Annotated in this window: 20 protein-coding genes, 1 tRNA gene and 1 pseudogene; 4 read left to right on the top strand and 18 right to left on the bottom strand. The window is 60.0% G+C overall.

Features of this window, described 5'->3' with window-relative positions; genetic code table 11:
- Nucleotides 1-16: 16 nt before the first annotated feature.
- A pseudogene (locus RHIBUN_RS33005) lies at nt 17-537 on the bottom strand (L,D-transpeptidase family protein).
- A gap of 170 nt (nt 538-707) precedes the next feature.
- On the opposite strand from RHIBUN_RS33005, the gene RHIBUN_RS0101475 reads away from it, so the two are divergent.
- Together RHIBUN_RS0101475 and RHIBUN_RS0101470 are read left to right on the top strand one after the other, a co-directional pair.
- Nucleotides 708-1391: a response regulator transcription factor gene (locus RHIBUN_RS0101475; protein WP_018855834.1), complete on the top strand. Its 684-nt coding sequence runs from the start codon at nt 708-710 to the stop codon at nt 1389-1391.
- 1 nt (nt 1392) lies between these two features.
- Nucleotides 1393-1848, top strand: coding sequence for a cyclic nucleotide-binding domain-containing protein (locus RHIBUN_RS0101470; protein ID WP_018855835.1), 456 nt, complete (start codon nt 1393-1395; stop codon nt 1846-1848).
- Nucleotides 1849-1852: 4 nt separating this feature from the next.
- Here the strand turns inward: RHIBUN_RS0101470 and RHIBUN_RS0101465 are convergent, their stop codons facing one another.
- The 6 genes from RHIBUN_RS0101465 to tesB form a co-directional block, all read right to left on the bottom strand.
- Complete coding sequence (locus RHIBUN_RS0101465) at nt 1853-2656, bottom strand: exodeoxyribonuclease III (RefSeq protein WP_025658124.1); 804 nt, start codon at nt 2654-2656, stop codon at nt 1853-1855.
- Between the two features lie 126 nt (nt 2657-2782).
- Nucleotides 2783-3454 carry an outer membrane lipoprotein carrier protein LolA gene (locus RHIBUN_RS0101460; protein WP_025658123.1) on the bottom strand — a complete coding sequence of 224 codons (672 nt, stop codon included), beginning with the start codon at nt 3452-3454 and terminating at the stop codon, nt 2783-2785.
- Nucleotides 3455-3590: 136 nt separating this feature from the next.
- A complete protein-coding gene (locus tag RHIBUN_RS0101455) occupies nt 3591-6251 on the bottom strand; it encodes a DNA translocase FtsK (protein WP_025658122.1) in 2661 nt (886 codons plus the stop codon).
- Between the two features lie 241 nt (nt 6252-6492).
- Nucleotides 6493-7926 (bottom strand): ammonium transporter, encoded by a 1434-nt coding sequence (locus RHIBUN_RS0101450; RefSeq protein ID WP_025658121.1) that lies wholly within the window; start codon nt 7924-7926, stop codon nt 6493-6495.
- Nucleotides 7927-7954: 28 nt separating this feature from the next.
- Nucleotides 7955-8305: a P-II family nitrogen regulator gene (locus RHIBUN_RS0101445; RefSeq protein ID WP_018855840.1), complete on the bottom strand. Its 351-nt coding sequence runs from the start codon at nt 8303-8305 to the stop codon at nt 7955-7957.
- A 211-nt stretch (nt 8306-8516) separates the two neighbouring features.
- Complete coding sequence (tesB, locus tag RHIBUN_RS0101440; protein ID WP_018855841.1) at nt 8517-9401, bottom strand: acyl-CoA thioesterase II; 885 nt, start codon at nt 9399-9401, stop codon at nt 8517-8519.
- A 53-nt stretch (nt 9402-9454) separates the two neighbouring features.
- On the opposite strand from tesB, the gene RHIBUN_RS0101435 reads away from it, so the two are divergent.
- On the top strand, nt 9455-10702 hold the full coding sequence (locus tag RHIBUN_RS0101435) for a ubiquinone biosynthesis hydroxylase (RefSeq protein ID WP_280949560.1): 1248 nt from the start codon (nt 9455-9457) through the stop codon (nt 10700-10702).
- Here the strand turns inward: RHIBUN_RS0101435 and RHIBUN_RS0101430 are convergent, their stop codons facing one another.
- From RHIBUN_RS0101430 to RHIBUN_RS0101415, 4 genes are all read right to left on the bottom strand, one after another.
- Nucleotides 10703-10891, bottom strand: coding sequence for a Trm112 family protein (locus RHIBUN_RS0101430; protein WP_007794429.1), 189 nt, complete (start codon nt 10889-10891; stop codon nt 10703-10705).
- A gap of 8 nt (nt 10892-10899) precedes the next feature.
- Nucleotides 10900-11565, bottom strand: a complete 666-nt coding sequence (locus RHIBUN_RS0101425; RefSeq protein ID WP_018855843.1) for an LON peptidase substrate-binding domain-containing protein — start codon at nt 11563-11565, stop codon at nt 10900-10902.
- 112 nt (nt 11566-11677) lie between these two features.
- Nucleotides 11678-12643, bottom strand: a complete 966-nt coding sequence (gene trxA, locus RHIBUN_RS0101420) for a thioredoxin (protein WP_025658119.1) — start codon at nt 12641-12643, stop codon at nt 11678-11680.
- Between the two features lie 53 nt (nt 12644-12696).
- Nucleotides 12697-13206, bottom strand: a complete 510-nt coding sequence (locus RHIBUN_RS0101415) for a prolyl-tRNA synthetase associated domain-containing protein (RefSeq protein ID WP_025658118.1) — start codon at nt 13204-13206, stop codon at nt 12697-12699.
- Nucleotides 13207-13459: 253 nt separating this feature from the next.
- Here RHIBUN_RS0101415 and RHIBUN_RS0101410 point away from each other — a divergent pair.
- A tRNA-Gly gene (locus RHIBUN_RS0101410) sits at nt 13460-13534 on the top strand.
- Nucleotides 13535-13706: 172 nt separating this feature from the next.
- Here RHIBUN_RS0101410 and RHIBUN_RS36245 read toward each other — a convergent pair.
- The 7 genes from RHIBUN_RS36245 to RHIBUN_RS0101375 form a co-directional block, all read right to left on the bottom strand.
- Entirely contained in the window at nt 13707-13880 is a 174-nt protein-coding gene (locus RHIBUN_RS36245) for a hypothetical protein (RefSeq protein ID WP_156932661.1), read from the bottom strand.
- A 114-nt stretch (nt 13881-13994) separates the two neighbouring features.
- Nucleotides 13995-15044 carry an Ldh family oxidoreductase gene (locus RHIBUN_RS0101400; RefSeq protein WP_025658117.1) on the bottom strand — a complete coding sequence of 350 codons (1050 nt, stop codon included), beginning with the start codon at nt 15042-15044 and terminating at the stop codon, nt 13995-13997.
- A 37-nt stretch (nt 15045-15081) separates the two neighbouring features.
- Nucleotides 15082-16047 carry a hydroxyacid dehydrogenase gene (locus tag RHIBUN_RS0101395; RefSeq protein ID WP_025658116.1) on the bottom strand — a complete coding sequence of 322 codons (966 nt, stop codon included), beginning with the start codon at nt 16045-16047 and terminating at the stop codon, nt 15082-15084.
- 78 nt (nt 16048-16125) lie between these two features.
- The gene (gene pdxA / locus RHIBUN_RS0101390; protein WP_025658115.1) at nt 16126-17115 is read right to left on the bottom strand and encodes a 4-hydroxythreonine-4-phosphate dehydrogenase PdxA; all 990 of its coding nucleotides are present in this window, start codon (nt 17113-17115) and stop codon (nt 16126-16128) included.
- A 32-nt stretch (nt 17116-17147) separates the two neighbouring features.
- Entirely contained in the window at nt 17148-18281 is a 1134-nt protein-coding gene (locus RHIBUN_RS0101385; RefSeq protein WP_025658114.1) for an iron-containing alcohol dehydrogenase, read from the bottom strand.
- Nucleotides 18282-18631: 350 nt separating this feature from the next.
- On the bottom strand, nt 18632-19819 hold the full coding sequence (locus tag RHIBUN_RS0101380; protein WP_025658113.1) for an exo-alpha-sialidase: 1188 nt from the start codon (nt 19817-19819) through the stop codon (nt 18632-18634).
- 11 nt (nt 19820-19830) lie between these two features.
- Complete coding sequence (locus RHIBUN_RS0101375; protein WP_025658112.1) at nt 19831-20736, bottom strand: dihydrodipicolinate synthase family protein; 906 nt, start codon at nt 20734-20736, stop codon at nt 19831-19833.
- Between the last annotated feature and the right edge of the window lie 255 nt (nt 20737-20991).

Raw genomic sequence — 20991 nt, 5'->3', positions numbered from 1 at the left:
TTATCACCCCCGAGCGTCAAAGAACACGAACGACAGTGTCTCTGCGCATGAAGGGCAGAAGACGCTGCATATCGCGCGGATGAACGGCGACGCAGCCGGCGGTCGGCTCGTAACCCGGCCTGATCAGATGGAAGAAAATCGCGGAGCCCCGATTGCGCGCCCGAGCCGTGACGTTCCAGTCGAGCACGAGGCAGATGTCGTAGAGGCCGTCCTTGCGCTTCATCTCCTCATGGCTGCGGCCGAAGGGCGCCCGGACCAGGCGATTGTAATTGGCGTCGTCCGGCTGGTCGCACCAGAGCATATCCTCACGGATGCGGCGAATTGCAAGCGGCGTCTCCAGATGTGTGGGCCGGTCGCCGCGGCGGAAGCCGGAAAGCAGCTTCATCGAGGCGATAGGGGTGGCGCCATCTCCCTCGCGCTTGAGAACCGTTCGGCCTGAACGACCGATCGCTGCAGGCACCCTGAGGGCGCCGAACTGGATCAAAGCCCTGCTTTTTTGCCGGGCGCAGGACGAACGAGGAGGGTCGTCGACTTTATCCGCGTCGGACGCCTTGTTTTCTCCATTTTTCTCACATGTGTTTGCGATTGCTAGGTTTGTGATTGAAATCACATAGCATCGTATACGACAACAGCTCGGTCACCCGATCTTTGCCAATGCCGGAAAATTGGCGTAGGAGTGAGGGACCGTAGGCGAGGGAAAGAGCCGCATGACCGCACGCACCATTCTCTTGGTGGATGATGATGACGACCTCCGCGAGACACTCACGGAGCAGCTTTCGCTCTATGACGAATTCACGGTCCTCCAGGAAACGACAGCGGCCAAGGGTGTCGAGCGCGCGCGATCAACGCCGATCGACCTGTTGATCATGGATGTGGGCCTGCCTGACATGGACGGCCGCGAAGCCGTGAAGCTGCTGCGCAAGGGCGGCTTGAAAGCCCCGATCATCATGCTGACCGGCCATGACACGGACTCGGATACGATCCTGGGCTTGGAGGCTGGCGCCAACGACTACATCGCGAAGCCCTTCCGCTTTGCCGTCCTGCTTGCCCGCATCCGCGTGCAGCTGCGGCAGCACGAGCAGAGCGAGGACGCCACCTTCAATGTCGGCCCCTACGTCTTCAAGCCGAGCCAGAAGCTCCTGACGATGGACAGCGGGCAGAAGATCCGTCTGACCGAAAAGGAAGCCGCGATCATTCGCTACCTCTATCGCGCGGAGCAAAAGGTCGTCACCCGTGACGTGCTGCTGGAAGAGGTGTGGGGTTACAATTCGGGGGTGACGACACACACCCTGGAAACCCACGTTTACCGTCTCCGCCAGAAGATCGAACGCGATCCCTCCAACGCCGAGATTCTGGTAACGGAAAACGGCGGCTACAAGATCATACCGTAGCATGGCCCTAAACGACGACATCAGGCTACTGTCGCAGCTGCCGCTGTTCCACGGCATGTCCGAGGATCAGCTGCGTCTGATCGCCTTTGGTGCGGATCGCCGCGTCATGTCGGCCGGCCAGATGCTCTTCCGCGAGGGCTCGCCGGCAGAAAGCGCTTATGTGATCCTCAGCGGCAATGTCGAACTCAGCCGCACCGGTCGCGACGGTCAGCCCGAGATCCAGAACACCGTCGGACCCGGCACGCTTCTATCCGAACTTGCCCTGATCACCTTGGTCGAACGCAAGTTTACGGCCGTTGCAACGGAAGACACGAGCATCATCCGCATCACACGCTCGCTCTTCCATCGGTTGATCGAGGAGTATCCGGATGCAGCCCGGCTGATCGAAAGCCGCATCCGCGACAATATTGCCGAGCTTGCGGCCCGAGCCGCGGCCCAGCTTCACCGCTTTATCTGACAGATCAGAGATTGAAGTGCGCCGTGACAGGCACGTGGTCGGACGGCCGCTCCCAGCCGCGCGCTTCCTTCAGGATGTCGATGCGCTGCAGGTGTGGCCCAAGATCCTTTGAGCTCCAGATGTGGTCAAGGCGACGGCCGCGATCGGCCGCTTCCCAGTCCTTGGCGCGATAGCTCCACCAGGTATAGAGCTTTTCGTTCTCAGGCACGTGCTGCCGCATAAGGTCGAGCCAGGCGCCGCGCTGCATCACCTCGAGAAGGCCCTCTGTCTCCACCGGCGTGTGGCTGACGATCTTCAGCAACTGCTTGTGGGACCAGACGTCATGCTCAAGCGGAGCGATGTTGAGGTCGCCGACAAGGATTGATGATGTATTCGCCTCACCATTTGCCTTGAGCTGCTTCATTTCCTCGATGAAGTCGAGCTTGTGGCCGAACTTCGGATTGATCTCCCGATCCGGTTCGTCGCCTCCGGCCGGCACGTAGAAGTTATGCAGCCGAATACGCCGGCTACCGCGCTCGAAGATGGCCGAGATGTGCCGCGCGTCGCCGACGTTGCAATAGTCCTGCCGGTGGTACTCGACCAACGGAACGCGCGATGCGATGGCAACACCATGATAGCCCTTCTGACCATGGATGATGATGTGTTCGTAGCCCATCGCGCGCAATGGCGAGGCAGGAAACAAGTCGTTCGGAACCTTCGTTTCCTGGAAGCAAAGGATGTCTGGCTTATGTTTGAGGACGAATTGCTCGACGATCGGCATGCGCAGCCGCAGAGAGTTGATATTCCACGTCGTAACCGAGAAGCTCATTCCATCGTTGCCTTTCAAAACCGGACGAACTGGCTTTAGAGCAAAGGCTTTGCCGATGGAACGGATGCGCGCAAAGAAAAACGCCCCGCGAGATCGCGAGGCGTTCTTCTCATAAAACAGCTGAAATCAATCTCGGTAAGCGGCCGTTCCCGGGATTACCTCGTACGGTACCCTGAACACCTTGTCGTCGAACTGGACGCCAGTCTTGACGTTGAACACCATCACCGAAGTGTCTTTGCCCTGATTGTCGGTAATCGTCCACTGGCGGAGATCGTAGGTCTTCGGGTCGAACATCATCGTAATTGTCGAGTTACCGAAGATCGTGTTGTTGCCAAGGGCGATCGTCGTCAGGTCGGATTCCTGCTTCACGCTCTTCACCGAGCCGGCCGAGAGATCGATCCGTTGCGCCAGCAGCAGGCTGAGCGGCGTCTTCGACAATGGGTAGAGATCCCACGTCTTGAGCTTCATATTTCCAACAGCGACGTTCTTGCCGTCCGCGATGACACGGATCGGTGACGGATTGTCATAGTTGAAGCGCAGTTTGCCGGGGCGCTGAATGTAGAACTTTCCGCCGGTCTGCTCGCCACGCGGGCCGAATTGAACGAATTCGCCCTGCATCGTAGCGACGCTCGAAAAGTGATCCGCGATCGCCTGCGCGGTGCTGGCACCTGAAGCAGCGGATGCCGCTTGCGCATAGGCAGCAATCGGAATCGCAGACGCCGCAGCGGCGGCCAGCGAGCCGAGAAGATGGCGCCGGCTCAGCGAGATGCGATCCAAGATGGAATCGGAGTTGTTCATCTATGTCTCCTTTATGCAATTCGAATGCTGCGGAAACGCGGCGCCTTCATGGCGTAGTTCGCAGACCTGCATAAACTAACGGTTTCAGCGCGATCAGGTTTCCGTGATCCCGGCGTCATTTCGATCGCTGTCGACCTCAACGGTCCAGAATATCGTCTTCGGTCGGAACCAGGATCTCGCGTTTTCCAGCATGGTTGGCGGGACCGATGATGCCTTCCTGCTCCATCCGCTCGATCAGTGATGCGGCGCGATTGTATCCAATGCCAAGTCTACGCTGAATATACGACGTTGACGCCTTTCCGTCACGCAGAACGATGGCGACAGCCTGGTCGTACGGATCGTCGGAATCGGAGAGATTGGACGTCCCTGCCGGACCGCCGCCGTAGTCGCCATCTTCGTCGTCATCGGCGGTGATGGCGTCGAGATATTGCGGCGAGCCCTGAGTCTTCAGATAGGAGACAATCTCCTCCACTTCCATGTCGGCAACGAACGGACCATGGACGCGCTGAATGCGCCCGCCGCCGGCCATATAGAGCATGTCACCCATGCCGAGCAGCTGCTCGGCGCCCTGCTCTCCGAGGATGGTGCGGCTGTCGATCTTCGACGTCACCTGGAAGGAGATGCGCGTCGGGAAGTTTGCCTTGATCGTGCCCGTGATGACATCGACGGACGGACGCTGGGTCGCCATGATGACGTGGATGCCGGCCGCGCGTGCCATCTGCGCCAGGCGCTGCACCGCACCTTCGATATCCTTGCCGGCGACCATCATCAGGTCGGCCATCTCGTCGATAATGACGACGATGTAAGGCATGGGCTGCAGGTCGAATTCTTCCGTCTCGTACATCGCTTCGCCGGTATGGCGGTCGAAACCGGTCTGGACAGTGCGCGAGATCACCTCGCCCTTGGCAAGCGCCTGCTCGACGCGGCTGTTGAAGCCGTCGATATTGCGGACGCCGATCTTCGACATCTTCTTGTACCGCTCTTCCATCTCGCGGACGGTCCACTTGAGCGCAACGACTGCCTTCTTCGGATCCGTCACCACAGGCGAGAGAAGGTGCGGAATGCCGTCGTAGACGGACAATTCGAGCATCTTCGGATCGATCATGATCAGGCGGCACTGCTCCGGCGTCATGCGGTAGAGCAGTGACAGGATCATGGTGTTGATGGCGACCGACTTACCGGAACCGGTCGTACCGGCAACCAGCAAGTGCGGCATCTTCGCCAGATCAGCAATCACGGCCTCGCCGCCGATCGTCTTGCCGAGTGCCATGGCAAGCTTGGCCTTGGAGCCCTCGAAGTCGCGGGAAGCGATGAGTTCACGCAGATAGACGGTTTCCCGCGTGGAGTTCGGCAGTTCGATGCCGATCGCGTTGCGACCCGGCACGACGGCGACGCGGGCAGCGATCGCGCTCATCGAACGGGCAATATCGTCGGCAAGGCCGATAACGCGGGACGACTTGATGCCCGGCGCAGGTTCCAGTTCGTAAAGCGTGACGACCGGACCGGGGCGAACGTGGATGATCTCGCCCTTGACGCCGAAATCCTCGAGCACGCCCTCGAGCATGCGCGCATTCTGTTCCAGCGCGTCGGCAGATAGTGTCGAATCTCGCACGACATTCTTCGGTTCCGCGAGCAGGTGCATCGACGGAAGCTGGAAGCCTTCAGGACGAATGAACGACCCCTGCTGCTCCCGTTCGAGACGCGCACCAGGTTTCGGCCGCGCCGGAGGCTGCACGACGCGCGGTTCCGCGCGCCCGGTCGCCTTGGCCGGCGCGCGCATCATCCAGTCATCGTCATCGGGCAGGATATCGGCCGGCCGCGGCGGCATGTCGTCGAAAGGCAGATCGTCGTCATCGTCATCATCATCAAGCGAAACGGACGGAGTAGAAACAACGCGGCGCTGCGAGGCAGCGCGCGGCTCCATTGATGGCTCCATGCGATCGCCACGCCCGGCCGGCGCCTTGGCGCGAACCGGCTCGTGCAGCTTGCCAAACTCGTCGTCGTTGAAGTCGTACGGCGACTCGAAATCATCCTGCCGGCGCTTGCGCGGACCCATGCCGAGCAGCCGGCGTATTCGGGCCTGGCTCATGTACCAGGCGTGCGTCAGCGCACCGAAGGCAAGCCAGCCGCCTTCATCGTCATCTTCATCTTCGTCGCCGACCGAGCGCAGCTTGGAGCGAGTGCTTGCGTAGGCTTCCTCGGCTTCCTCTTCATCGTCCTCGCTGCGACCGACGATGCCGGCAGCAAACAGCATCATCCAGACGGTCGGGACAGCGAATACGCAACCGACGGCAGTCGCAAAAGCGCCCGTCGGATAGGCACCGACGAACAAGGCAGGAAACCGCAGGATCATGTCGCCGATAACGCCGCCGATGCCATTCGGGATCGGCCAGGTGAGCGGTGGCGGGAAGCAGCCAATAACGGCGGAGGAGAGCACGGAACCCAAGGCCCAGGCTGCGGCGCGCGCGGGAATGCGGCTGAAACGCCTGCCTGAGATCAGAGCGAGAGCCCAAGCGACAACCGGCAGAAGCGCCACGACGCTGGCCAGGCCAAAGAATTGCATGGCGATGTCGGCGAACGCGGCGCCGCCATAACCCAGGATGTTCGTCGGTTGGTTTCCGGTCGCATAGGAATAGCTCGGGTCCGCGACGTTCCAGGTCGCGAGCGCTGCGACCGCCAATGCGAGCAGCAGGAAGATGGCGAAGCCAAAAAGGGTCTGCGCCTGCCGGAACATGAAACCCGAGAGGGAAAAACGGTCCGGCCGGCCATCCATTGCTGGCGATGTGCTTCTTGCCATGTGTGTACCCGTCCAATGCGTGAGAGCGTTCGAATCGCCAAGCGTCTGCGCTCAGTACCTTCGCCCCACCTAATCAGAGGACAGTTAAAGCGGTATTAACCATGCCGCCCCCACATCTTGCAGCGGAAAATAAAAAAGCCCGAACCTATGGAGGTCCGGGCCAAGAGCGGTCTACTCGGATGAATAGGCCGCGACGGGCTGTTCAGCGGCGCCGGCTTGCGCGAGCGCCGCAATGCCTTGATTACGCGTGGTAAGCGGCCTCGCCGTGAGTCGAAAGGTCGAGACCTTCGCGCTCGGCTTCAACAGAGACGCGCAGACCGATGACGACATCAACAATCTTGTAGAGGATCAGGGAACCGATACCCGACCATGCGATCGTTGTCAGGACGCCCTTCAGCTGAGCGAAGACCTGCGTCGCCGTGCCCGGATAGCCGGCGGCGAAATCGGCCGTCGAGTAGTCGACAATGCCTGCCCCGCCGAGTGCCGGGTTGACCAGGATACCGGTGCCGATGGCGCCAAGGATACCACCGATGCAGTGGACGCCGAAGACATCAAGCGAGTCGTCGTAGTTGAACTTGTTCTTCACGACGTCAACGAAGAAGTAGCAGACCGGCGAGACGATGAGGCCGAGAACGATCGAACCCATTGGGCCGGCGAAGCCAGCTGCCGGGGTAACGGCAACGAGACCAGCGACAGCGCCCGAAGCTGCACCGAGCATTGAAGCCTTGCCGCGGGTGAAGTTTTCAACGAGGCACCAGGACACAGCGGCAGCAGCCGTTGCGACAAAGGTGTTGATCATCGCGAGCGAGGCGTAGGCATTTGCTTCGAGGTTCGATCCGGCATTGAAGCCGAACCAGCCGACCCACAGAAGCGAAGCACCGACCATCGTGAGGGTCATGGAGTGCGGTGCCATGATTTCCTTCTTATAGCCCGTGCGCTTGCCGAGCATGATGGCGCCGATCAGACCGGCAATACCGGCATTGATGTGGACGACCGTGCCGCCGGCGAAGTCGAGCGCTCCGTAGGAGAAGATCAGGCCAGACGGCGAGGTGTAGGAGCTTGGGCCACCCCAGAACCAGACCATGTGTGCCATCGGGAAGTAGACGAAAGTGACCCACAGAACCACGAACAGCATGACGGCCGAGAACTTGATGCGCTCGGCAAAGGCGCCGACGATCAGGGCTGGCGTGATGCAGGCGAAGGTCATCTGGAAGCAAACGAAGGTCAGCTCGGGAATTGCAACGCCCTTCGTAAAGGTCTCTGACAGGGTGGTCGTGTCGACGCCTGCAAGGAATGCCTTCGAGAAGCCGCCGACGAAGCTGTTGAGCGAACCGCCGTCCGTAAAGGCCAGCGAATAGCCGTAGGTAACCCAGATGATCATGACCACGGCCGTGATCATGAAGACCTGCATGAGAACGGAAAGCATGTTCTTGGCGCGGACGAGGCCACCGTAGAACAGGGCGAGGCCCGGAATTGTCATCAGCAGGACAAGCACGGTGGAGATGAGCATCCACGTGTTGTCACCCTTGTCGACCGTCATCGCAGGAGCAGCAGCGGCGGCAGCAGGCGCAGCGGTCGTGGCGGCATCCTGCGCGAAGGCGGCAACCGGCGCGAGCAGCGCGGCAGGCGCAGCAGCAAGCCGCGCATATGTGGAGGAAAATTTCGAGATTGACATTGAAAGAGGCTCCCTTGCTCTGCCGCTCTTACAGCGCTTCTGTGTCGGTTTCGCCGGTGCGGATGCGCACGGCATGGTCGATCGAATAAACGAAGATCTTGCCATCGCCGATCTGGCCGGTCTTGGCGGATGACACGATGGCCTCAACGGCCTTGTCGACGAGTTCGGAAGCAACCGCGATTTCGATCTTGAGCTTCGGCAGGAAGCTCACCGCATATTCGGTGCCGCGATAAATCTCAGTATGCCCCTTCTGGCGCCCGTAGCCCTTCACTTCGGTCACGGTCAGGCCCTGGATGCCGATCGCCGTGAGGGCTTCGCGCACCTCGTCCAGCTTGAACGGCTTGATAATGGCCATCACAATTTTCATCTGGTTTCCCATCCTTCGTTATCCTCGGCGCGGAGCCGACTCTCCTTGCCGCTGACGTTCACGAACAGCGACCGGGGATATACATTCAAGGAGCGTGCCAGATTCCCACGAGGAAGCTAACCTATTGAAATATAATGGTTATATAAAGCGGCACTAATAAACAGGCAAATGACTGCCCAATAATCGCTCAAAAAATACCCAAATGAACAAATGTGCCTACAATTTATTCATTTGCCCTTTTACGAATCAGCCCCTCCTGCGCCACCGACGCAATCAGGGTACCGTCCCTCGTAAACAAGCTACCGCGAGTGAGGCCCCTCGCGCCGGAAGCCGAAGGACTGTCCTGCGTATAAAGAAGCCAATCGTCGAGTTTGGTTGGCCGATGGAACCACATCGAGTGATCGAGGCTCGCAACCTGGATCGTCTGATCGAAGATCGACGTTCCATGCGGATAAAGCGATGTATCGAGCAGGGTCATGTCGGAAAGATAAGCCAGGATCGCCGCCTGATAATAGCGATCGTCGGGAACCGGCCCCGTCGCCCGCACCCAGACATGCTGAACCGGATCGAGCTTCTCATCCGAGAAATAATGAGTCAGCGATATCGGCCGGATCTCGATCGGCCGTTCACGCTCCCAATACTTGCGAATCGGTGCCGGCGCGTTGGCAAGAAACTGTGCTGCGATCTGCCGTTCATCGAGCAGCTTCTCAGGAGCGGGAACATCCGGCATGAGGATCTGGTGGCCGAAGCCGGGCTCCTCGATCTGGAATGAGGCAGAGAGAGCGAATATCGCCTCTCCATGCTGGATGGCGACGGCGCGGCGTGTATTGAAACTCGACCCATCGCGGATCCGCTCGACCTGATAGACGATCGGCACCGAAGGATCGCCAGGGCGCATAAAATAGGCGTGCAGCGAATGTACAATGCGGTCGCGCGCCACCGTGCGCTGTGCTGCCATCAGGGCCTGTGCGATCACCTGACCGCCAAAAACACGCTGCCAACCAACCTGCGGGCTGCGTCCACGAAAGATGTCGACCTCGATCGGTTCAAGGTCCAGCGTGGAAAGCAGCGTCTCCATCGCAGTTGGTTTTTCGGTGTCACGCGTCATTTTGTATAGCTCCGGACGGTAGGAAGTGCGGCAGCGATGATCTATATAGATCAATACGATATTCACAAGAAACGGAACGAAACTCCATGCGGGACATGCTGGTTGTAGGCGCAGGTTATGTCGGTCTTTCCGCGGCCGTAGCGGTCAAGCAGGCAGCACCTCATCTCGATATCGCGGTCGTCGAGGCAGCACCTGCGGGCGTCTGGCAGAAGGACATGCGTGCCTCGGCGATTATCGCCGCCGCCACCCGGATGCTCGAGGTTTTCGGCATCTGGGATGAGATCGAGCCCGAGGCGCAGCCGATCACCAAGATGATCGTTACCGATTCGAAAACCGCAGATCCCGTACGGCCGGTTTTCCTGACCTTCGATGGCGAAGTGGAGGATGGACGGCCCTTCGCGCACATGATTTCGAATGTCACGCTCGTGCGGGCGCTGCGGGGCGCATGCGAGCGTCTTGGCATCGAAATTCGCCACGGCTTCAGCGCAACCGGTCTCTCCGTGGAAGATACGCACGCAACCGTCACCGCCTCGGATGGCAGCGTGTTGGAAGCCCGACTTGTTGTCGCCTGCGACGGCGTCCGCTCACACTTAAGGGATCTGGCAGGCATCAAGACCGTGTCCTGGGATTATGGTCAGTCGGGAATTGTCACAACGGTCGAGCATGAGCGTCCGCATCACGGCTGCGCGGAAGAGCATTTCCTTCCGTCTGGCCCGTTTGCGATCCTGCCGCTGAAAGGAAATCGCTCTTCGCTCGTCTGGACGGAGCCAACGTCGGAAGCAAACCGTCTCGTCACGTCCGACGATCTCATCTTTGAAGAGGAACTGGAGCGCCGCTTCGGTCACAAGCTTGGCACGTTGAGGACTGTCGGTGACAAGCGCGCCTTCCCGCTCGGATTGACGCTGGCGCGGGCATTCGTCGCTCCGCGTGTAGCGCTCGCCGGCGATGCGGCCCATGGCATCCATCCGATTTCCGGCCAGGGCCTGAACCTCGGCTTCAAGGATGTCGCAGCCCTTGCCGAAACCGTTGTCGAGGCCGATCGGCTTGGCCTTGATATCGGCTCGATCAACATTCTCGAGCGGTATCAGGTATGGCGTCGCTTTGACACCTTCCGTATGGGCGTCACGACCGACGTACTCAATCGGCTCTTTTCGAATGACCTGGCGCCGCTGCGCATCGCCCGCGATTTTGGCCTCGGCGTCGTCGATCGGCTTCCCGGCCTGAAGTCGTTCTTCATCGGCCAGGCGGCAGGCACCACAGCCAAGGACAATCCTCGCCTGCTCGCAGGACAGACGATCTAGTCAGTCGTCCAGTCCACGGGCCTCCGAGACCAGCATGATCGGAATGCCATCACGGATCGGATAGGCGAGGCGCGCCTTCTCCGACACGAGTTCATTGTGTTCGCGGTCGTAAGTTAGCCTGCCCTTGGTCAGAGGGCATACCAACAGTTCGAGAAGCTTCGGATCAACGCGGCTGAGTTTTTCGTCCATGAACCGTTTTACTGCAGAACGGTGTCCGAGTCACCGAACACGCGCGCCAGCACGATCTCGGTGATCGCGATCAGCGTTTCCGCTCGTGTCTTGAGGTCGGGCGCCTCCAGAAGCGCCTGCTTCTCGGCAGGCCCGAAGGGCGACATCATCGCCAGCGAATTGACGAGCGTCAGGTTGCTGGCGCGCTCGACGCTTTCCCAATCGGCCTCGAGCTTGTTTGCATCGAGATAGGCCTTGAAAGCAGCCAGAAGCGCGGCGCGATCGACGGCGTCCTCCTCATCGCGTGCCGAAAGATCGGCAATGAACGGCGCAATGCGGAAGGTCCGGAATGGATTGTGGGTCTCGCGCTCCTCTAGAAGGCGAAAGCGGCAGATGCCGGTGAGAGAAACAATGTAGCGACCATCCCCTGTTTCGGCGAAGGATGTAATGCGTCCAAGGCAGCCAACCGGGGCCAGAACCTCGCCCTGCCCTTCCTGGTCCCCCAAAGCGGGCTGGACCATGCCGATCAGTCGATTTCCCGACAAAGCGGCGTCGAACATCGCGAGATAACGCGGCTCGAAGATGTTGAGAGGTAACTGGCCTGTGGGCAACAGAAGCGCACCGCCAAGCGGAAAGACAGCGATCGTATCGGGCAGATCACCGGGCTTTAAGTATCGTGCATTCCCCACTTGCATAGAGACTGGTCCTGCGTCACCCGCGGGCGCGACAGGATGCGCCCGCACAATCGGGAATGTGGGGCCCGCCCCCGAAAACGCAAGGGCGGGCGATCGAAACTTGAAGCCCGAATTACGAAAATAGCATGGCCGAGAGCTTGCGCCGCGCCGAAACCGTCGCAGGATCCTTGAAGCCCCAGACGTCGAAGAACTGCAGCAGTTGCCGGCGAGCGCCATCGTCGTCGAAAACGCGGTCCTTGCGCATGATATAAAGCAGATGCTCTGCCGATTCTTCGCGCCGACCCTCGACGTTGCGGATTTTGGCAAGCTTCAGGCGGGCCTCATGATCGTCGGGATTTCGCGCTAGGTCCTGCTCCAAAGCGACGGGATCACCAAGCTTGCGCGCCTCCTCGATCTGATCGAGCTTCTTCGATACCGCCTGGATCGCCGGGTCCTTCGCCATCTCCTCAGGCAGGTCAGTCAGCGCCTCGCGCGCACGCTCGTGCTGGTTTGCGGCAATCATGCATTCGGCCATTCCCGCCAAAGCCTTCGCATTCTCGGGATCGGCCTGCATGACGGCGCCGTAAAGCTGTGCGGCACCATTGATATCGCCCAATGCCAACAACTCGTTCGCTTCCTTGAGGACGCCTTCGATTTCGGCCGCCTGGTCGGCGCCGGCCGGACCGGCGATCCGATCGATGAACTGGTTGATCTGGCTCTCCGGCACAGCGCCCATGAAACCATCGGCGGGACGACCGCCGACGAAGGCGATTACGGCCGGAATCGACTGGATACCAAGCTGGCCTGCGATCGACGGATGGTCATCGATGTTCATCTTGACCAGCTTGACGCGCCCTTGCGCTTCATTGACGACCTTTTCCAGCACTGGGGTCAGCTGTTTGCAGGGACCACACCACGGTGCCCAGAAATCGACCAGAACCGGCTGGTTGCGAGATTCCTCGATGACATCCTTCGCGAAGTTCGCGGTCGTCGTATCCTTGATGTAACCGCCCGCGCCCGCAGCCGGGGCCGCCCCATAATTCGCCGTTGCCGTCATCTGGCCAAAGGAATTGCTGTAAGGATTGTCGTTGCCGCTCATGGATATCTCCCGCCGTGCCGGTCAGCCGGCTTTTCTAGCGCTAAAATCGTATGTCAGGACGTCACTTTCAAGACAAGCGGCTTGTGTCCCGCCGCTTCCATGAAGCGAATAAGATCTCCGCTTGCAATCGAAGTCGTTGCATCATTGGACAGTGGGTGGCAATTGATGATCTCGTCCTTCATCAGATCGGCATCGAGAACGAACGTCACATTTCCACCGGTGTCATTGATGGCCCCAAAGGCCGTGACCGAACCGGGCGCAACCCCAAGATACTCCATCAGCCTTTCCGGCTTTCCGAATGAGACCTTGCTGGCGGCGCCGATCAGCGTGTGCACTGTCTTCAGATCTACAGTCGCATTTTCTTCAACCGTCAGCAGGAAGAACTGATCCTTTTTGTCTTTGACGAAGAGATTTTTCGTGTGGCCGCCGGGGATCTCGTCACGCAGTGCGACCGATTCGGCAACCGTAAAGACAGGCGCATGGTTTTTGGTGCTGTGCTTGATATCCAAGCCATCAAGAAAGGCAAAAAGGTCGTCTCTCGTCTTCGGCGTCGCGTCGGTCATCGGAAAATCCATGCGGTCGGGAAAGTGGATGCATGCCTGATTACGTCCCGCCATCATCTTTTGCAACGCTCGCGGTCGACGCTTTGCCCTGCATTTGCGGCACTTCCGATGTCTCCGAACGAGGCCCGCAAATTTTTCTTCGAGTTTCCGTCATTTCCCTGTTGCATTTGAAAATCGTTTGGGCGATATAGCGCCCGTCGCCGCAAGGTGGCGCCCACGGTCCTCACAACTACCCCGGACCGATGCGGATTGAGCGGGTGTAGCTCAGGGGTAGAGCACAACCTTGCCAAGGTTGGGGTCGAGGGTTCAAATCCCTTCGCCCGCTCCAAATTTCCTCCTAACAGGTGATCTTTTTTCAGGCTTTGGCCTGACGATCGCTTGTGTTTTCAAGACATTAGAAATGCGTGCTGGGGCTTGGCAAGATCGCCGGGCAGCAAAAAACCGACGTTCGGCCGCGCCAAAATCGTCGGTTCTCGGATCTCGAATATGGTCAGCGGAATTTAGTTGCGAGGCGATGTCCAGGCAATCTCCGCGGCCTTCTTGGTCGGGGCGGTTTCGCGCTCGTCACCACGCTCGGCATTGCCGCGATCCGCTTCACCCTGCCGGTCGGCGATGTAGGGTGCGAGCATTTGCTCCAAATGAGCCGCGGTCAGACCTGCTGCGAAACGTCTCATCTCATCCCTCCAACTGTTTACGCTTTGTAAACACTTAGCCGCTGTGAGCGGTGATCGAAACGGCTCGATCGAACTCTCCACGTGCTTTTGTTCCAGATGAGTGGTGGCCCGAAGCTAGGGCATTGCGACGCCGAGCCGCTCGGCATGGGACGCGAGCGATGCCATGATGTTGGAGTGCAGGGCAACCCCATCCGCCAGGGCAGAGCGTTTGCGCGCCAGGCCGTTTTCCCCGGGCAGCCGAACGCGGGCAACACCGGGTCGCGGCGGATTGCTGCGACACTCATCGGCGAGCCAGCCGGTCTGCCGCAGAAAGGCATGGCGGCCGCCAAAGGCGTCAGGATCGAAAACCTGGACGGTGACAGCAGCATTGGTACCCTTCAGCCCGTCGACGCGGCCGAGCCCTGAAAGACCTTGGGTAAAGGCTTCGACATGAAGCGCCATGCCATAGCCCTTCTGGCCATGATCGAGCCCTCCGACCGGCATAAGCGTGCCACCGCGTTCGATCACTCGCGGATCACGGCTGGGCTCGCCGTTCTCGTCCATCAGCCACTCATGATCATATTGTCGGCCCTCGCGGACCAGACGCTGCGCCATGTTGACCGTCGTGATCGAGGCGCTGATATCGATCAGGATCGGATCGCCGGGCGTCGGAATGCCATGGGCGACGGGATTCGGCGTGTAGATGCCCTTTCGCCCGCCGAAGGGCGCGACCTGCGCCCCCGATGGACTGGAACTCGCGATGCTGACCATATAGCCGCGATCGGTCGCGATGGTGAGATATGCGGCAAGGCAACCGATGTGATGGCTGTCGGCAATCGCGATCGTCGCCGTGCCATAGGTCGCCGCACGCTCGCAGGCAAGCTTCACCGCCTCCGATGTCAGCCAGGCACCGGGCAGGCGCTGCCCCTGCCACGCAATGGCCGGCCCGCGGTCGGAGACCACCTCCGGCAGACCTTCGCGCTTCATCACGCCATCGGCGATACTTTGGAGATACCAGCCGGCCAATGCCAAACCATGCGTCGTGTGTCCCATCAGATCGGCTTCGAGGAGATAGTGGGCGACGGCGGCCGCTTTCTCCTCCTCGAGCCCGGCAGCGGCAAACAGCGCCCGTGCAAATTGGCGCAGCCTATCCGGCGCGTAGCGGATGTCGGATGTCTCGCCCATGGCTTACTCCATTATTTGCCGGCACCGGGCCGTCGGGTCAGCGCGCCAGAAAGCGCGGGTGAAGCGTCACACCGTCGAGCGCGGCAAGCACGTTCTCGGCCGACATAATGGAAACGGCGCGTTTCGCGTCGAGGGTCACGCCCGCGACATGTGGCGTGACGAGTATGTTCGAAAGCTGGAACAGGGGATTGTCGATGCCCGGCGGTTCGACGGCGAAACTGTCGAGACCGGCTCCGGCGAGGTGCCCATCTTCGAGGGCAGCAACCAATGCCTTCTCATCGACGACTTCGCCCCGCGCCGTGTTGATTAAGAACGCACCTTGTTTCATCAGGCCGATGCGGCGGGCGTCGATCAGGTTTTGCGTCCCAGGTGTCAGCGGACAGTGCAGACTGACGATATCGGAATTCGCAAGAAGCGTCTCGAGATCTGTTTCGCGGCTCACCTCATCGCCAAAGGCGCTGTCTGGCGCGTGTGGATCAAAGGCCGAGACGGTCATGCCGACCGCGCCGGCCATTTTCGCCAGCGTCTGGCCGATGAAGCCGAAACCGACGAGGCCAAGCCGCTGGCCGCGCAGCTCGCGTCCCTTGTACTGGTTCTTGTCCCAGATACCGTCCCGGATCAGCGCGTCCTGGCGCGGCAGATCCTTGACCAGCGCCATGATCAGCGCGAGCGCATGCTCGGCAACGGAGTGCCCGTTGCTGCCCGTAGTCATCGACACCGGAATGCCGAGCGCTGTGGCTGCCTTCACATCGATGTCGTTCGTCCCGACCCCGTGCTTGGCAATGTGCCGGAGCCTTCCGCCTGCCTGCATTTCCTCCGAACCAAGAAGATCAGCCAACAATCGCACGATGACGGCATCCGGTCGGTGGGCCTTCATTGTTTCGATAACAGCGCGCCGGTCGATATAGGGCGCTGTGGCAATGACGCTTGCTCCGGCCTCTTCCAGAAGCGAGCGACCTTCCGGCGCCAATTCACCGCCGAGAATGACAACAGTCTTTTCCATTCGCTCATTTCCTCCAACGAGCAAAGCGGCAGGCGGCGCAACGCTGCGCCGCTGACAATGCAACAAGCACGCGAAGCGTTAAGCCTCCCGTCGGCGTGGAGACCGCGCCATCAGCCGTGCATAGGCAATGGCCGAGAGCATATTCACGTGGTTGGCCTTGCCCGTGCCGGCAATATCGAAGGCCGTCCCATGGTCGACCGACACGCGATCGATCGGCAAGCCGAGCGACACGTTGACCGCCGTGTCGAACGCAATGAGCTTGATCGGGATATGGCCTTGATCGTGATACTGCGCGATGACGAGATCGAAGGCGCCGTTATAGGCACGGGCAAAGACCGTATCCGCCGAGATCGGACCAACGACATCGATCCCCTTCGCCTGCGCCAGCTCGACGGCCGGGGCCAGGAACTCGGTATCCTCTGTGCCAAACAGACCGTTTTCGCCGCAGTGCGGATTGAGGCCGGCGACCGCAATGCGCGCCTTCTTGCCAAGGCGCATGAAGTGGTTGTGGCCTGCCTCGATCGTCGCCAGCACGCGCTCGGTCTTCGCGCGCTCGATCGCGCCCTTCAGCGAGATATGGGTAGAGACATGGATGGTGTTCAGCCGCTCCGAGGCGAGCAGCATGAACGAGCTCTTCGAACCTGTGAGATGCGCCAGCAAGCCGGTGTGACCATCATAATGGTGGCCAGCAAGGTTCATTGCTTCCTTATTGATCGGCGCGGTGACGATGACATCGGCATCGCCCGACATCGCAAGATCGACCGCGCGGCTGATGTAGCGAACCGAGGCATCGCCCGCTACAGGGCTGACCTTGCCGATCTCCGGTAACGGTGCGCCGAGATCCACCTCATCGACGGCAATCTTGCCGGCGCCCGCTGCATCCGCCGGTGCAAAGGAAAGTCCGGTTGCTGCCGCGCGATTGGCGCGCTCGAGCGCTTCCGTGTTGCCGACAATGACGAAATCACGCCGCTCCTGTTCCGGCATCGTGGCGAGCGCCTTGACGATCACCTCGGGGCCGACGCCCGCCGGATCGCCGAGCGTCACGGCGACTTTCGCATTTCTGTCCATCACTCACGGTCCTCTTTGAATTGAAACGCGCCTTAGAAGGCGGCTTCGTAGATCGAGCGGATATCGGCGCGCGACAGGTCGCGCGGATTATTGTCGAGCAGGCGGCGGATGGCAAAGGCATCCTCGGCCATCGCATCCAGATCGCTTTCCGGAACGCCGAGGCCGGAGAGTTTCATCTCAATGCCGAGTTCGGCGCAGAACGAGTAGGCGGCATGGAACACCGACGCGATCTCGTCGGAGGTCCTGCGGCCAAGGGCGTCCATGACAGCACGGGTCTTTTCGGGCACGGCGGGAGTGTTGAATGCGAGAACATGCGGAAAGATCAGGGCGTTTGCCGCGCCATGCGCGACATGCCAGCGTGTACCGAGCGGATAGGCGAGTGCATGGCCGCCAGCCGTATTGACCGGGCCAAGACAGAAGCCGCCATACAGCGAGGCAAGCGACAGGCCCGCACGCGCCTCGGCGTCGGATCCGTCCTTGACCGCCCGCGCGAGATACTTTCCGACCAACCGCGTACCCTCGATGGCGTAGAGATCAATCATCGGATGCGCCTTGCGATTGGTGAATGCCTCGACACAGTGTGCCATGGCGTCGACACCCGTCGCCGCGGTCGTGCGCGCAGGCACGCTGAAGGTAAGCGCCGGGTCGACAACCGCGATATCGGCCAACATGTGCATGCTTTCGACGGCGAGCTTCGCCATCGTCTTCGGGTCGGTGACCAGAGCTCTGATGCCGGCCTCGCTTCCCGTGCCTGATGTGGTCGGCACCTGCGCCAGAGCAACGCGGCGCGGTCCGTTGACCTTGTTCGGTCCGACGACTTCATGAAGCGTTTGCGATGAGCCGGCGAGAACAGCTGCGAGCTTGGCAAGATCCATGGCGCTCCCGCCGCCGAAGCCGACGACAAGCTGCGCATCCGCCGCGTTCGCCGCCGCCAGCACCTTGTCGAGATTGGTAATGTCAGGCTCGGGCGTCACATCGGCAAACACCGTGACTTCACCCTTGAGCGCAAGCACATCGACGCGCGTCGCATTGAAGGCGTCGGAAATGACGAGAGTCCGGCGATAGCACTTCTCGCTCGCCCACTTGCCGAGCCGCCCCGCCGTACCGACACCGAACTCGATCAGATGCGGCCGAACGATTGTGATAGGCGAATCCAAGCTAACCACTGGACCAGTCCTCCCCTGCAAGTGCTAGCGACACATCAGGTCGCACAAGATGTAAATTTGTTATACAATGATCCCGTACTTGGCAAGCGACACATTCGATAGTGTCGAAATAAAATGCGTTTCTCCTCGAGATCATCGCAGGGAAGAAAACACATTATACAAGCCAACATATTGAAATTGATTACAATACTGAAGCGATGCGTTGCTTGGCAGGCGCCGAGAGCGCCCGCACTGGATCGTCGGAAGAAGGGCGCAAAAGTTGTCAAAACAAGCATCCAATTCGACGCGTTTAGTGCTCCGATGAGCCGCGTCGGATCGATGAGGTTCACAACTGACAACCTGTGAAGGCGTCAGGCAATCGAGTCTGCCGAAAGCCGGACGTATTTGATGGCTCGGCGATAGTAGGTATAGGCGATGTGCACAGTGCCATCAGGCCCCTGGACAATCGAAGGGTAGGAAAACTCGCGATTCACCGAGTCCTTCGAGTTGTTGCTCAGGCAATATCCATCGCCGGTATCGAGGTCGATACGACGTGGGAAGCTTGCGCCGCCGTCGTTGGAGAAGGCGAGGCTGAGCGGCGCACGGGGAACGCCCCAGACGGCCTTGCGGCGCTCGATCGCCGGCGCCGACACCGCCTTGATCTCATCGTCACCTTCGATCTCATCGTAAAGCGACTGTCGCCGAGCGTCCGACATCGACGCATTGGAATGGTTATAAACCATTGCTATCACGCCGTTTTTGAGCTTTGTCGCCTGAATTGACGAGTTGTTGTTCGGCAGATCGATCGGCTGCGGCGCACTCCAATGCTCACCACCATCACTCGAGCGACTGCACAAGACGGATTCGGCGAACCTATTTCGATAGAAGGCGACAAGGTTGCCATCGTCGGTCGGAACGATGTTCATATGGACCGCCCCAATGCTGTCAGGGACCTCGGTCATAGCCCAGCTCTCGCCTTGGTCGCGGGAGATCAGCACGCCTGCCGTATCCACGTCGCCAGTCCAGCGCTCGCCGGGCAATCCGATGCAGCGAAAGACCGGCAGGAGCCAGGCGCCGCCCTCGTTGACGACGATTGGTTGGCGAACGAAGGTGCCTGGGATATCGCAGAGAAGGCGGACCTCTCCGAAGGTTTTGCCACCGTCCTCGGACGTCCGACATTTGACAACAGAACCATCCTGATTGCCCGAGGTCTGCGAGGTGTAAAGCAGCCAGACCCTTTGATCAGGAGCCGTGAAAATCAGTGGATTCTGCTCGGATTTGGTGGGATCGTCGGACATTTTCTCCGGCTGCGACCAAACATCGGCATGCGAGGCAAGCCGCGACATGTAAATGGAAATGTCGCCCATACCCTCCATCGTGCCGCCAAACCAAACGCAGGTGAGTGTCCCGTCAGGCAGAAAGGCGAGGTTGGCGGCATGGTTCTGGATGCAAGGGGAGGGCAGATAGGCATCTGCGCGCCCCATTTCGTTCGCGTTCGCGACGATCTCTCCGGTCATCAGTGCCGGAACGGCCTCGGCTGGCAAAGCTGTGGAACTCATGGTCGCGCTCCCTACGGCAGCTTGGCATAGGCTTCGGAAAGCGCGACGTAGTCGGCATCGCTGATCGGCATCAGCGGCGCACGCGTGCGCTTCCAGGCAGCGTTGCCGGTCTTCAGCCCGACCATGGCCTTGATGGTCGGGATCTGCACGTAGGAATTGGAAAGCGTTCTATAGGCGTTGATGCGAGCCTGGGCGGCCTCGACGGCGCCGGCCTGCGTCTCGTCATGCACCTTGTCGTAAACGGTTCGCAGCGAATTCGCGACGAGATTGGAGGTTGCCGTGATGCAGCCCGCACCTCCGGCCTTCAGCAGTGGCAAGAGCAGCGGATCGGCGCCCGCCAGCACGGAGAAGCCCGGATAAGCCGCGATGATCGCCTGCATGTTATTGAAATCGCCGGCCGATTCCTTGATACCGACGACCGTGTCGGGGAAGGCTTTTATCAGTCGGCCGATCAGCGGAATCGAAAGCGGAACGCCCGAGACCTGCGGGATGTGATAGAGAATGACCTGCAACCGGGCGTCGGCGATCTTTTCCAGGACCTGCGAGTAGGCAGCGAACAATCCGTCGTCGGAAACTCCCTTGTAGTAGAAGGGCGGCAGCATCACGACCTTCGTCACGCCGAGCGAAAGGGCGTGCTTGGTCAATTCGACGGTTTCAGGAATGGCGACGACGCCCGTCCCCGGGAGCAGCCTGTCGGCCGGCACGCCCGCCTTGAGCGCTGCCTCGAGAATTGCACGGCGCTCGCTGGAGGAGAAGGAGTTTGCTTCCCCCGTCGTGCCCAGCAGGGCGATGCCGTGGCAACCTTCCTGCAACAGTCGCTGGCAGTGCTCGGTGAAAAGGCTGAGATCCGGGCTGCCATCCGCATTGAGTGGCGTCGCGGCCGCGCTAAATACGCCTGTAATCTTGTGATTGCTCATATCGTCCTCCTCGGATGAACGCCGCGAAAAAGGCGGCAGCGACCGGAAATCCGGCCCGCAAGATGGCGTTTTCTTCATCCCCTGAACCTTTGTTGTCAATATGACAATACGGAGAGCTTCGATTGCGATTTTTTAACATATTGAAAAAATTACAGAAAATATTTCGATCTTTTTGACGCAAGCGCCATCGATTAATTTGTATTGACATATTTACATTATCGCGCGAGTGTCTGCGCCATGTCGTGACGCACTTTC

The organism is Rhizobium sp. IBUN, assembly GCF_000510625.1.
In the GTDB taxonomy this organism is placed as follows: domain Bacteria; phylum Pseudomonadota; class Alphaproteobacteria; order Rhizobiales; family Rhizobiaceae; genus Rhizobium; species Rhizobium altiplani.
This window is presented reverse-complemented; position numbering and strand designations above follow the sequence as displayed.